The sequence below is a fragment of the Gilvimarinus japonicus genome, from assembly GCF_042847215.1.
GTDB lineage: Bacteria > Pseudomonadota > Gammaproteobacteria > Pseudomonadales > Cellvibrionaceae > Gilvimarinus > Gilvimarinus japonicus.
Genome location: NZ_AP031500.1, coordinates 114,730 through 128,165 on the forward strand (window position 1 = coordinate 114,730; position 13,436 = coordinate 128,165).

General features: G+C 54.8%; 12 protein-coding genes. 10 read left to right on the forward strand and 2 right to left on the reverse strand.

Features of this window, described 5'->3' with window-relative positions; all coding sequences use genetic code 11:
- Positions 1–25: 25 nt before the first annotated feature.
- Positions 26–1,855 carry a hypothetical protein gene (locus ACGHAD_RS00500; RefSeq protein ID WP_382413966.1) on the forward strand — a complete coding sequence of 610 codons (1,830 nt, stop codon included), beginning with the start codon at positions 26–28 and terminating at the stop codon, positions 1,853–1,855.
- Here the strand turns inward: ACGHAD_RS00500 and ACGHAD_RS00505 are convergent.
- Positions 1,842–3,002 (reverse strand): L-lactate dehydrogenase, encoded by a 1,161-nt coding sequence (locus tag ACGHAD_RS00505; RefSeq protein ID WP_382413968.1) that lies wholly within the window; start codon positions 3,000–3,002, stop codon positions 1,842–1,844. The two genes, ACGHAD_RS00500 and ACGHAD_RS00505, sit on opposite strands and share 14 nt — an antisense overlap.
- A 193-nt stretch (positions 3,003–3,195) precedes the next feature.
- On the opposite strand from ACGHAD_RS00505, the gene fucP reads away from it, so the two are divergent.
- The 9 genes from fucP to ACGHAD_RS00550 all read left to right on the forward strand — a co-directional run bounded on the left by fucP (position 3,196) and on the right by ACGHAD_RS00550 (position 12,006).
- On the forward strand, positions 3,196–4,491 hold the full coding sequence (fucP, locus tag ACGHAD_RS00510) for an L-fucose:H+ symporter permease (RefSeq protein ID WP_382413970.1): 1,296 nt from the start codon (positions 3,196–3,198) through the stop codon (positions 4,489–4,491).
- Between the two features lie 4 nt (positions 4,492–4,495).
- The gene (locus ACGHAD_RS00515) at positions 4,496–5,326 is read left to right on the forward strand and encodes an amidohydrolase family protein (RefSeq protein ID WP_382413972.1); all 831 of its coding nucleotides are present in this window, start codon (positions 4,496–4,498) and stop codon (positions 5,324–5,326) included.
- Positions 5,327–5,506: 180 nt separating this feature from the next.
- Positions 5,507–6,295: an IclR family transcriptional regulator gene (locus ACGHAD_RS00520; protein WP_339617342.1), complete on the forward strand. Its 789-nt coding sequence runs from the start codon at positions 5,507–5,509 to the stop codon at positions 6,293–6,295.
- 136 nt (positions 6,296–6,431) lie between these two features.
- Positions 6,432–7,469 carry an aldo/keto reductase gene (locus ACGHAD_RS00525; protein WP_382413974.1) on the forward strand — a complete coding sequence of 346 codons (1,038 nt, stop codon included), beginning with the start codon at positions 6,432–6,434 and terminating at the stop codon, positions 7,467–7,469.
- A gap of 41 nt (positions 7,470–7,510) precedes the next feature.
- Positions 7,511–7,849 (forward strand): UxaA family hydrolase, encoded by a 339-nt coding sequence (locus tag ACGHAD_RS00530; RefSeq protein ID WP_339617344.1) that lies wholly within the window; start codon positions 7,511–7,513, stop codon positions 7,847–7,849.
- A complete protein-coding gene (locus tag ACGHAD_RS00535) occupies positions 7,842–9,062 on the forward strand; it encodes a UxaA family hydrolase (RefSeq protein WP_339617345.1) in 1,221 nt (406 codons plus the stop codon). Before ACGHAD_RS00530 ends, ACGHAD_RS00535 begins: the two co-directional genes overlap by 8 nt.
- A 35-nt stretch (positions 9,063–9,097) precedes the next feature.
- Positions 9,098–9,823: an SDR family oxidoreductase gene (locus ACGHAD_RS00540; protein WP_382413977.1), complete on the forward strand. Its 726-nt coding sequence runs from the start codon at positions 9,098–9,100 to the stop codon at positions 9,821–9,823.
- A gap of 38 nt (positions 9,824–9,861) precedes the next feature.
- Positions 9,862–10,707 (forward strand): fumarylacetoacetate hydrolase family protein, encoded by an 846-nt coding sequence (locus tag ACGHAD_RS00545; RefSeq protein WP_339617347.1) that lies wholly within the window; start codon positions 9,862–9,864, stop codon positions 10,705–10,707.
- Between the two features lie 33 nt (positions 10,708–10,740).
- Positions 10,741–12,006: a GDSL-type esterase/lipase family protein gene (locus ACGHAD_RS00550; protein WP_382413980.1), complete on the forward strand. Its 1,266-nt coding sequence runs from the start codon at positions 10,741–10,743 to the stop codon at positions 12,004–12,006.
- Between the two features lie 192 nt (positions 12,007–12,198).
- Here the strand turns inward: ACGHAD_RS00550 and ACGHAD_RS00555 are convergent, their stop codons facing one another.
- A complete protein-coding gene (locus ACGHAD_RS00555) occupies positions 12,199–13,065 on the reverse strand; it encodes a midcut-by-XrtH protein (protein WP_382413982.1) in 867 nt (288 codons plus the stop codon).
- Between the last annotated feature and the right edge of the window lie 371 nt (positions 13,066–13,436).

Below are 13,436 nucleotides of genomic sequence, written 5' to 3' on the forward strand. Positions count from 1 at the left end.
AAATTGATGACACGGACTGTTTTTAATGGCAACGCTCACTCGCTACACACTTACCTGCTGCTTGCTCTTGGCAAGCCTTGCGCTTTTGTTGTTTGCCAACAATAGCTCTCGCTTGGTGGTACACAACCTGCAGCTAGAGCAACAGGGCCGCACCTCAGACATCGCCGGGTTGCCCTTAAAACAAAATTTGATTGGCGAGTATCAGGTAAGCGCCGATATTAATCCAGGCAACCACACTAGGTTATCCCTACGCGTTATCCCCGACGATGAACTGCTGGCCCTAAGCGTTAATGGCGCTCCGGTTTCGCTGAGTGGTTTTAGCCGGCAGGCGCTGCGCGACTACAACAAAGGCGTGGTGATCGCGCTGCCCCAGCTAACCCCCAATAGCCTTAACTATGTGCGCTTTACGTTGCGTAACCAAAGCAATCCCGCCGGCTTTGACTTGCGTGCGGGCGCGCCGGTGACGGCAACGCAAATAGCGCTCGCGCTGCTGGCGTTTGCCTTGTTGCTCTGGGCGCTGGCGCGGCACATGCCTGTGTCGCGGGCGCAAGGGTTATTGCTAGTGGGGAGTTTGGCCGCATCGGTGGCATATTTGAGTGTGACCGACTCTTACACTCGCACCTTTGATGTCTACGAGGGCGGCGGCCATCGCGATTATATTCACTACCTTGTTGATCATCACCGTTTGCCGCTGGCCTCCGAGGGGTGGGAGTACCACCAGCCGCCGCTGTACTACGCGATTGCCGCCCTGGCGAAAAGTGCTCTAGTCGATACCGAGATTGCGGATGACCGCTGGGCGCAGTGGTTGGCCCTATGGTTGTGGGTGGTGTTTTTATGGGCGTCACTGGCGGTGTTGCGTGTGGCTTTTCGCGCGCATCGCTGGGCGTTGTGGTTGGCCAGTTTTACCGTGTGTTTTTGGCCGTCGGGGATTGTGCACAGTATTCGTATTGGTAACGATGTGCCGCTGTACGCGTTTTACGCGCTGGGGTTTTATTTTACCTTGCGCTGGTGGCGCACCGGCGCCACTAAGCTGTTGGTGTGGGCGGCTTTTTGGGCGGCAGCTGCGCTGTTAACTAAATCGAACGCGCTGGCCCTGTGGGCGGTATTGGGTTGTTTGTGGTGGGCGCGCACGCTGCATTCAGGGCGCAATCCATTGGTGCGGCTCTACCTTCGACGGCGCAGTGTGGCATCGCTGGGTATTTTGGCGTTATTTTTTACCGTAGCGGTGGCGCTAAATTTGGGCGATAACATTTGGTATTACCTTAAGGGCGAGTCGTCCGACTGGTTGCTCTCTAATGTCAGTACGACGATTCACAGTGGCCTTAAAGTGGGCAACGAGCCCGCCAATTATTTGGTGTTTGACCTGGCGACCTTTTTACAGCAGCCGTTTATCAGCACTTGGGATGATCATTACGGACGGCAATACTTTTGGAACTTTGTGTTTCGCTCAAGTTTATCGTCAGAGTTCTTTTACTCGGGTAATCCATTGCAGTGGTGGGGCATAGTAAGCGGCGTGTTGTTATTGCTGATGTTGGTTGGTCAGTTTTATTTTGCCGCGGTAAGCAATGCGGTATTGAATAACGGCCAGCGGCTGCGCTGTGTGTACCGGGCGTTGCCGTGGCTGCTGGCGATTGTGTTTCCGCTGTTATTACTGCTCGCGTATCGCATTAAAGTCCCGCTGTCGTGCAATACCGATTTTAGGTATATCTATATGGTTCTAGTGCCACTGGTGTATTGGTCGGCACTGGCGTTTAAACGCCGTCGCGCTGGGCTTGCCGCATTATTGGCTGCCAGTGCCCCCGCCATTGGCGTGTTGAGTTTGGTGTGGCTTTTGTTGTTGCTCAGTCAAGGGTAAGAGTATCGGTGGTTAGTATCTCGCGGCTTAACTCGGCAATACTGCTGCAGCCGGTCAGCGCCATGGCTACGCGAACCTCGCGCTCGTAAATGGCGATAATATCGCGCACGCCAGCACCGCCCCGGGCGGCTAGGCCGTAAACCCAAGGGCGGCCGATAATCACGCCGTTGGCTCCCAGGGCTAAGGCGCGGACGATATCCAACCCCGAGCGCACACCGGAATCCAATAAAACTTCTAGCTCGCCGGCAACTGCATCGACGATCCGCGGCAGGGCGACGATACTTGAGAGTGCACCGTCTAGCTGGCGCCCGCCGTGATTACTCACGACAATGCCGTCGGCACCGAGCTGGGCCGCCTCGCGGGCATCCTCCGAATCGAGAATACCTTTGATCACCAGCTTGCCCTGCCAGTGTTGGCGAACGGTTTCTAAGCTTTTCCAGGTGACGCTGGCGTCGAAGTTCTCGCCCAGCCAGCGCCAAAACTCGTCGATGCCAGCTTTGTCGCCCAATACCGAGGCGACATTACCCAGAGAGAGTGGTTGCCCCATGAGGCCGACATCCATTGCCCAGCGCGGGCGCGCCAATACCTGACACACGCGGGCCAGCTGTCGTTGCCAGGCGCTGCCGCCCGATAACCCCGAGCGAATATCGCGGTAGCGGGTGGCGGGCACGGGCATGTCGACAGTAAACACTAGGGTGCGACAGCCAGCGGCCCAGGCGCGCTCGAGGGTGGCTTGCAAAAAGCCGCGATCGCGCATCATGTAGAGTTGAAACCAAAAATCCGCTTGGGTACCGGCGCTAACTTCCTCGATGGAGCAGGCCGATACGGTCGACAGGCAAAAAGGTACACCGGCTTGCTCGGCCGCACGGGCGGCTTGCACCTCGCCCCGGCGCGCGTTAAAGCCGGCAATGCCCACAGGCCCCAGCGCTAGGGGCAAACTGACTGGCTGGCCCAATAGGGTGCTCGCGGTGCTAACGCAGCTTACATCGCGCAGTACCCGCTGGCGCAAAGCCAGTTGCTGCAAGTCGCGGCTGTTGCGCGTCAGGGTAGTTTCACTAAAGGCACCGCCGTCGATGTATTCAAATAAAAAATGGGGTAGGCGCTTTTTCGCAAGTAGGCGGTAATCACTGACGCTGGCCGGTATCATGGGCGGTGCCTGTAAAGTGGTTAACAAGGTATTATTATGGGGTGTTAGTTGCAGCCAATAAGTGTAACACCCTACGAGCGATATATTTTAAATATAAATTACATTTTACATGTAAAGCCTGTCGTGGTATACAAAGCACCATAACAATTGCCAGCGTGGTGGCTTAAGGGCCGGTTCGTATCCAGGAGAAGCAATGCCTTATAACAATAATCGGGCACATCGTGTAGGTGGCTTAGCGCTGTGGTTACCGTTGTTTCTGATCGTCAGCCTGTTCTTTATGTGGGGCGTGGCAAATAACCTTAACGATATTCTGATCACCCAATTTAAAAAAGCGTTTGTGTTAAGCGACCTGCAGTCGGGCTTGGTGCAGTCGGCGTTTTACTTTGGTTATTTTGTGTTTGCGATTCCCGCTGCGCTCGCCATGAAGCGTTTTGGTTACAAGGCGGCGGTGATTGTTGGGTTACTGTTGTACGGCGCTGGGGCATTGCTGTTTTACCCGGCGGCACAAGCGCACGAGTATCTGTTTTTTTTGGCGGCGCTGTTTATTATCGCCAGTGGCTTGGCGTTTTTAGAAACCTCGGCCAACCCTTTAATTGTCGCGATGGGCGACCCGAATACCGCCGAGCGCCGCCTTAATTTTGCCCAATCGTTTAACTCCCTTGGCACTATTTCGGGCGTATTGATTGGCCGCGAGTTTATTTTGTCGGGTATCGAGCACAGCCCCGATGAGCTCGCGGCGCTATCGGCCGCACAGCAAACCGCGTTTTATACCACTGAGGTGCAAGCGGTGCAGGGCCCCTATTTGGTCATTGCCGCCGTGGTGATTGCCTGGGCGTTGTTGGTGGCTTGGGTGAAGTTTCCGGCGACGGCCAAAGATTGCGACGATACCGAGCCGGTATTGCGCAAGCGAGATTTTTGCGCGCTGCTTAAGCGGCCCTACTACCGCGCGGCGGTGACGGCGCAGTTTTTTTACGTCGGGGCGCAGGTGTGTATTTGGAGTTTTATGATCCGCTATGGCCAAGAGGCGATGCCCGACACGGGGGAGAAAGCTCTGGCGACCTACCTGAGTTTTTCCCTGGTGGCGTTTATGGTGGGCCGCTTTGTCTCGACTTGGCTGATGGGCTATATCAAGCCCGCGCGGCTGATGCTGATTTACGCTGTGGTCAATATTGGCCTGTGTGCACTGGCGATGTTTAGCGCAAATCAAGCCGGGTTAATCGCCTTGGCGGCCACGAGCTTTTTTATGTCGCTGATGTTTCCCACCATTTTTGCCTTGGGGATTAAAGGCTTGGGTGCCGAGGCCAAAGCTGGCTCATCGTTGCTGATTATGGCCATTATTGGCGGGGCGATTCTTACCGCCGTGATGGGGCTGGTGTCTGACATTAGCAGCATTCACACGGCGGTATTGGTGCCATTGATTTGCTTTGTGGTGATCGCCTTATTCGCCCGCACCAGCGAGCGACAAAGCTGGCCACAGCAAGAGGTTTAACGCGGTGGAGATTATCGATGCCCACCAGCACCTGTGGCAGTTGGCCCGGCCCGAATGCCAGTGGCCTACGTCAGATTTAACGCCTATTTACCGCGACTTTAGCGCGGCCGATTTTAACGCTGTTAGTGGCCCCGTGGGGGTGAGCGGCTCGGTATTGGTGCAGTCGCAGCCGTGTGCGGCCGACACCGAGTATTTACTACAACAGGCAGAGGTTAACGCTGGCGTTGGCGCCGTCGTCGGCTGGGCCGATTTAGCCGCGCCCGAGTCGCCCCGTTGTATCGCGCAGCTTGCCCGGCACCGCAAACTGCGCGGTTTGCGGCCCATGTTGCAGTGTATTGCCGAGCCGGATTGGATCATCCGCCCGGCGCAAGCGCCGGGGCTGGAGGCGATGATTACCGCGCGCCTGAGCCTAGATGCTCTGATTAGCTCGCGCCATCTGGGGGCCATTCGCCAGCTGGCAGCGCGTTACCCCGAGCTAAATATTATTATCGATCACGGCGCCAAGCCTAATATTGCTGAGGGCCAATGGGGCGACTGGTACGAGCCGCTGGCCGCGCTGGCGGCGCAAGCCAATGTTAGCTGCAAGTTGTCGGGCTTGATTACCGAGGCGGCCACGTCAGCCGAGCTGACACAAACCGGTCGTTACATCGAGGCGCTGTGGCGGCTATTTGGCCCCGACCGGCTGCTGTGGGGCAGCGATTGGCCGGTGCTAAATTTGCAAAGCGATTACCCCAGTTGGCTGACGTTTTGCCGGCAATGGTTAAACGCTAACGCCCCGGAGGCTGAGGCGGCGGTGCTGGCAGGCAACGCCAAGCGGCTATACCGGATACAATAACCACTGCACTGGTATTTGCCGGATAATTCGGCGATATTGAGGCGCAGCCCCACTGAACTAGACCGCAGTGAGGCTGAATAAAAGCGCACTATAGAGCGACGCATGTGATTATCGCTAGCAGTCGCCGCCCCAGACCCAGACAGGTTAATCTACCAACAAGAGACTAGTTGAGCACACAAAATGACTGACAAAGCACAAGATGTGGCCGGTGACGCTGACAACCGTAAATACAAAGCGCCCGCGCTTGAAAAAGGCCTGGATATTCTAGAGCTGCTGGCCGCCAGCGGTAATCCGCTAACCACCTCGCAAATGGCCACTCAGCTAGGTCGCTCGGTGAGCGAGCTGTTTCGCATGGTGTTGGCGCTGGAGTATCGCGGTTATATTGTCGCCTCTGACGATGGCCGCGACGGTTATACCCTGAGCAATAAGCTATTTACCTTAGGCATTGCCCGCGCACCCAGCAAAACCCTATTGGAAGTGGCCCTGCCGGTCATGAGCGAGCTGACCCGTCAAATCGGTCAGTCTTGTCATGTAGCGGTGGTCTCGGGCGATCAAGTGGTGGTGATTGGCCGTATCGAAAGCCCAGGCGATTTAGGCTTTTCAGTGCGGGTAGGTTATCGCCGACCGCTAATTCAGGCGACCTCAGGGCGCCCCCTGTTTGGCTTTCAGTCACCCGAGACCCGCGCTTTAATGCTCGATAAACTAGAGGGGTTTGACGCGGCCAGCATCGAGGCTTTTGTGCGTCAGGCCGATGAGACCGTAGAGCGCGGTTACGTTAGCGATGCCAGCGATTTTGTAGCGGGGGTGACCGATTTATCGGCCCCGGTACTGGGCTCGCGGGGGGCATTGGCTGCTATTACTGTGCCTTACGTTAAAACGAAGCCGCAGGTGTGTACGTTAGAGCAAGCGCTGGAGCATTTGCGCGCGGCGGCCGAAAAAATCTCTCGTCAAATGTCGGAATACAGTTAGTCGCACCGCTCTGACGGGTACCAAAAACGGGCAAATACCTTGTGGTATTTGCCCGTTTTTTTATGGTGGAGTAACCGGTTCGTCTTGCTCATCAAAGTGTTTTTATTTATGATTCAGTTTTTAATTATAAAAAAGGATGGCTGTGACTGCGAGCTTATCTGACAGGCCTACCCGGCTAATTGGCAGCGATGTGCATTTGCCGCCATTTGGTTTTGGCGCCGCACCGCTGGGCAATTTGTACCGCGCGGTGGCGGATACGCAAGTGCAAGGCGCTCTGGCGGCGGCGCAACAGGCGGGCTTTAGCTATTTTGATACCGCGCCACATTACGGCTTTGGTTTAAGCGAGAACCGTTTGGGGCCAGCTTTACGCGCAGACGCCGTGGTGTCCAGCAAGGTAGGGCGCTTACTGGTGCCAATTAGCGCCGCCGAGCGTGCCGAGGTTCGCCAGGGCTTTGCCGACACACCCGATTTAAAGCCGGTATTTGATTACACCTATGAGGCGGTGATGGCCTCTTTTGCCAGCTCTTGCGAGCGTTTGCGGCGCGAGCGAATTGATATCGTCTACGCCCATGATTTAGGGGCACTAACCCACGGCCCTGACGATGAATTTTACTGGCAGCAGTTTGTCGAGGGTGGCTATCGCGCTTTGCAAACATTAAAAGCGGCGGGCCGGATTGGCGCCATTGGCCTAGGCGTCAATGAAACCGCCGTCTGCGAGCGGGCGCTTAACGAGTTAACGCTAGATGTGTTGCTACTCGCAGGGCGCTACACCTTGCTGGAGCAAAGTGCGGCGCCGTTATTGGATAAATGCGCGGCGGCCGGCGTATCGGTCGTTGTGGGTGGGCCCTTTAATTCGGGCATTTTAGCCCGCGGTGTGATGGGCGAGGGGCCGCACTATTACAACTACGAGCCCGCGCCCGAAAGTGTTATCGCGCGGGTGCGGGCCATCGAGGTGGTATGCGCCGAATTCGCAGTGCCCTTAAGTGCGGCGGCGCTGCAGTTTCCGGCGGCCCATCCGCAAGTGGTGTCGGTGATTGCCGGCCTTGCCAGTGCCGCCGAGGTGGCAAGCGCTAAGCGTTGGTTAGCCCACGCTATTCCGGCGGCCTTTTGGCAGCGCTTGCGCGAGCGGGGTTTACTTGACCCGGATGTGCCGCTGCCGGCCGCCGGGTGCTAATACTTATTGTGAGTCACAAAATTTATGGGTAATCGCTATTTATGAGTAACGCCTCCGGCCAGCTACAGCTGCTGCTATTGCACCCGGCGGATAACGTCTTGGTTAGTGTGCAAAGCCTGCGCGCTGGCACCGAGGTTGACGCCGAAGGGGTGCGCTACCAGATAGTCGAGCCCATAGCGGTCGGTCACAAAATTGCGCGGCTTGATATGCCCGCAGGCGAGAAAATACGGCGTTACGGTGCCCCGATAGGCTCGTTATCGCGTTCGGTAAAAGCGGGTGAGTGGGTGCATATGCACAACTTGCAAAGCGATTATCTGGCCAGCCATACGCGCCAGAGCGGTTCTGGCAACAGCTCAAACAGGAGCCCAAACGGTGAGTGAATCCCAACCCGCCCTGCACGGTTTTATGCGCAGCGATGGCCGCAAAGGTATTCGCAACGTGGTGGTAGTCGCTTATTTAGTCGAGTGCGCACACCACGTCAGCCGCCGAATTAGCAGCCACTTTGACGATTTAGATGTGCACCTTATCGGGTTTCCCGGTTGTTATCCCAACGAATACGCTGGCGCTATGATGCGCGCTGTGTGTACCCACCCCAACGTTGGTGCTGTGTTACTGGTCTCGCTGGGGTGCGAAAGCATGGATCGCGATGCGCTGCGCGCGGCCGTGGCCGCCAGTGGTCGGCCGGTGGAGCTGCTGGTGATTCAAGAGCGCGGCGGTACCCGGGCGAGTATTGCTAACGGCATTGCGTTGGTTGACGGTATGCGCCGGCAACTGGCCGCACAGCAGCCGGTGCCAATGGCGCTGAGTGAATTGGTTGTCGGCACGATTTGCGGCGGTAGCGACGGCACCAGCGGTATCACCGCTAACCCGGCCGTGGGGCGGTGTTTTGATAAGTTAGTAGAGCGAGACGTCGCCTGCGTATTTGAAGAAACCGGCGAGCTAATTGGCTGTGAAAATATTATGGCCGAGCGCGCCGTTAACCCTGAACTTGGCGGCTTGATTCAAGCGTGTGTGGCAAAAGCCGAGCGCTACTATCGTACTATGGGTTTTGGCAGTTTTGCTCCCGGTAACGCCGATGGCGGGCTAACCACCCTTGAAGAAAAATCCATGGGTGCCTATTCCAAATCGGGCTCGTCGCCCATTAGCGGTTTAATAAAGCCCGGCGATGTACCGCCCAGCGGCGGTTTATATTTGTTGGATGTGGTGCCCGATGGCGAGCCGCGTTTTGGTTTCCCCAATATCGCCGACAACGCCGAGATTGTTGAAATGATCGCCTGCGGTTGTCATTTGACACTGTTTACCACCGGCCGAGGTTCGGTCGTGGGTTCGGCAATTTCACCGGTGCTAAAAATTTGCGCCAACCCCGAAACTTACCAGCGCTTGGCCGATGACATGGACATTAACGCCGGTCGTATTCTTACTGGCGAGGCCAGTCTGGATGAAGTGGGCGATGATATTTACCGCGCCGTGCTGGCGGTCGCCGGCGGTGAGCGCAGCGTATCGGAGGCGCTTGGCCACCAAGAATTTATCCTTACCTACAAATCGTTTGAGCCTATTGGCCCCGGCTGCTTGCCCGTACGGCACGTCAGTTAAAGGCCAACTTTCTCACCGCAACGGCTGATAAAACTATGGCGAGATTAAACAATAAAACCGCGTTGGTGACCGCCGCAGGCCAAGGTATTGGCCGCGCTACCGCGCTGCAGTTTATGGCCGAGGGCGCACGGGTGATCGCCACCGACATCAACGGCGATGCGTTAGCAAACCTCGATTGCGAGACCCACCAGCTGGACGTGACCGATAGTGCCGCCGTAAGCGCGCTGGCTACCGAGCTTGGGGGAATAGATATTTTGTTTAACTGCGCCGGTTACGTACACTCGGGTAGTATTCTTGATTGCGAGCCGGGCGAATGGCAGCGCTCGATTGATATCAATATCAACTCGATGTACTACACCATACGAGCGTTTTTGCCGGGCATGCGCAGCGCCGGCGGCGGCTCAATTATTAATATGTCATCGGTCGCCAGCTCTATCAAAGGCGCGCCCAACCGCTGCGCCTACGGCATGACAAAAGCGGCCGTAATTGGGCTGACTAAAGCTGTCGCCGCCGATTTTATAACCGAGGGTATTCGCGCTAACGCCATTTGCCCCGGCACCGTACAAACACCTTCGCTCGAGCAGCGCCTGGCCGCCACTGGCGATTACGACTCGGCCTACCAAGCTTTTGTGGCGCGCCAACCGATGGGGCGCATGGGCCGGGCCGATGAGATTGCCAAGCTGGCTTTATACTTAGCGAGCGACGACAGTGCCTTTACCACCGGCACCATTAATATTATCGACGGCGGTTGGAGCAACTAACAGCCCGCAAAAATTTACCTATAAAGCAAGGTGTAGTTATGAAATTATTGCGTTTTGGTGAGCCGGGAAAAGAGCGTCCGGGATTACTCGACAGCCAACAACAAATTCGCGATTTATCCTCAGTGGTGAGCGATATCGATGGCGATAGTTTATCGCCCGATAGTATCGCCCGTATTAAAGCCTGTGATATTGCAACGCTGCCCGTGGTAAGCAACGCGCAGCGTATCGGCGCCTGTGTGAACCGTGTAGGTAAGTTCATTTGTATTGGCTTAAACTATGTCGATCACTGCGAGGAGACCGGCCAAGCAGTACCGGCAGAGCCGGTGGTTTTTATGAAAGCCACCAGCGCTATAACCGGCCCCAACGATGGCGTGGTAAAACCGCGTGGTTCAGATAAGCTCGATTGGGAAGTGGAGATGGGTATCGTGATTGGCCGCGAGGCCAGTTACGTGGACGAAGCCGATGCGGCTGAGTATATCGCCGGTTACTGTGTAGTGCACGATGTGTCCGAACGCAGCTTTCAGTTAGAGCGTGGTGGCCAGTGGGACAAAGGCAAAGGCTGCGATACCTTTGGGCCTATCGGCCCTTATTTAGTCACCGCTGATGAACTCGAAAATCCATTGGATTTAGGGATTTGGCTCAGTGTTAACGGTAAGATGTATCAAAACTCCAGCACTAAAAATATGGTGTTTGGACCGGCCAAGTTAGTGTCTTACTTGAGCCAGTTTATGAGCTTGCAGCCGGGTGATATTATCTCGACCGGTACACCGCCAGGTGTTGGCTTGGGGCAAACGCCCCCAGTGTATTTAAACGTAGGTGATAAAATTAGCTTGGGTGTGGCGGGGCTTGGCGAACAAACCCAGACGGTTTTGCCATCACCCTAGCGGTTGGCCGCGCTCTAAATAAAAGGTAGCAGCATGTTTAAAGCATTGCTAATAAGTGTGGCGACGTTGACCTTAACCGCCTGCTCCACAGTGAATCAAAACACTCAGCCGGATGCGCTGCACTTATTGTCTGGCGATGATACGCGGCTAACACTCTTTACCCACGATGAGCGCGAAACAATGGCAGCGGGCGCATTGACGTTGGGCGATGACGCGCGCGCTATCAGCGTTAACAGGTCGCCCGCTGGTATCGAGGTAAGCTGGCACGATAGCTGGTGGACCGGGTTTGAAATTGAATTCTCAGCGCCGAAAAATTTGTCCGCTTACCGCCACGGTGCCTATGTGTTTGATTTACACCTTGAGCAGTTTGACAACGCCGGCTTTGATTTTGCGCGTTTGTGTGGCGGAGGTTGCGAGCGCCGAGTATCGTTAACCGATCAAGTCGTGCCACTCATTAAGCAGGGGCCACAAACGGTGGCGGTGCCAATGTCGTGCCTTGTGCGCGAAAACGACACCTTGTTTGCCGAGCGCACACCACTGCGCTTCGCCACGGGTGGTACCGGCCAGCTAACGCTGAGCGATGTGCGTATAGAGACGCGCACGCCTCAAGTCGATATCGTTTTTAATTGCCCCGACTACCAAACCGCATCGGTAACACCGGCGCCGTTGGCGGAGCACTGGGCCAAAAGCTGGTGGATACCGCGGCATGAGCAAAAATTAAAAGTCGCGTCCGCAAGCGATCCGCAGTTAGTGTTTATCGGCGACTCTATTACTCAGGGTTGGGAGGAGTCGGGCAAGCCCGTCTATCAGCAAGCCTTTGCCGAGTGGCCCAGTTTAAACTTAGGCTTTAGCGGCGATCGTACCGAGAACGTCCTATGGCGTTTACAACACGGTGAAGTGGCAGATATTGACCCGGAGCTGATCGTACTAATGATCGGCACCAACAACACCGGTCATCGTCAAGATGAACCTATCGCCATCGCCCGTGGCGTCGAGCAAATTCTTACCGAGCTACAGCGCCGCTTGCCCGATACCAAAGTCCTCATGCTGGCGATATTCCCACGCGGCGCCACCGCCGATGATTACGCCCGACGCAATAACACGTTAGCCAATGCGCGGCTACGCAACTTCGCCGATGATGAGCGAGTGTTTTTTGTCGACCTTAACAGTGTGTTTTTGGATAAAGACGGCAACCTTTCAAAAGAAATTATGCCCGACTTACTCCACCCCAACGAGTATGGCTATCAGTTGTTAGCGAATGAGTTGGTGCTTTTGATACGTAAACATATGAATCAATAATTCGGTGCTAGACTCGATAACGCTAACAAGGCTGCTCGCCTTTCTGTTAAAGCTAAACGCTGTGTTCTTATCTGGCGTACCGTGCACCGACGCGGGGCACTACGATTGCGCCCAAAAAAAAGTCGTTAAGCTCGCCCACAAAAAAGGCGCACGATACAATCGTGCGCCTCAGTAATTAGCTCATAATAAAAACTAAAAAGGTCCGATTGGCGGCAAGAAGATTTGGAAGTTGCTAAATAAGCGAACACCATCACTTAGTGTGACATTGCCAAAGCCTGAATTCAACGTCAAATCGGCAGTCTTATTAAAAGGTATAGCCGCACCAAAATTTGGTGATTGTCCGGTGATTTTCGTATCGCTGACAATAGTAAAAATACTTACGTTAACATCACCCAGCTTAATCGAGTTAACGCGAGATAGGCCGGTGCCACTAATAGTAAAGTTCGTGGGGACTTCTGCCTCGAACTCAAAAGGGGTAATGCTGCTGACAGTCGGTAATGCGACTAATGACCGGCAATGAGTGTCAACATCCACTCGACATGTATCCTCGTTGGCTAAACTCATGCCCACCGTGCAGGCGGTAGGCGGATCTTCTGGCGGCAGTATGGGGGATAGCCAGTTATTACTTATCTCGCTAGTAAAACACTCGTCATACACCGGCATATCAATACTACGAATGGTTAAGCTGGTGCCACTGGCGTTGCTAAAATCGGCCGGGACAAAACTAGCAATATTGCTGCCCGCGAATAGTTGAATAATAGGTATTGGCAGGGTTTCACCGGCCGATTTAGTAAAAACATTGCCTAATCCGGCGCGTAGCTCAGAGCTTTGTGAGAACACAATAGTCGCCATTAGTAACGGTAGCGTCATCGCCAGAATTCGATTTTTTCTTAAAAACCAATAAGCACCCATGCAAATACATAGGGTTAGCAACCCCAATGCTAAGGGGCTATCTACTGGCAAGCTTGTAGCCGTACCGCTACCGGTAGAGATACTTTGTGAAAAAGCCGGCATGGCGAATAACGCCCCCAAGCTGCCTAGCCCCAATTTATTATTCATATAATCACCCAAGAAGAAATGATCAATATTAGGCTGCTTTTGGCATAAAATTCAATAATCTTTGTGCTTTTATAATAAAACTGTTTTTTTTGCAAGGGGCTTTGTAGTGCCAGCGCTACAAAGCCCCATGGTGAGTGGTGGCGCAATATCCTACATATTGCCATCATTGACCACAGCCTTCACCAACAAATCGGGCTGCCATGTACCCCGAGCCGGACTGCTAACCCTTAGCTACGCCAGACGTCACAGATGCTTTTATTACCCGTTGGCAAAGTATTCGCGGCATCGAGAAATTCAACAGTCAGGCATCTCTCACCGAGCTGTGCGAGTTGCTGGGCCTAGATAAACCCGAGCCTGCCAAAAACATGCTC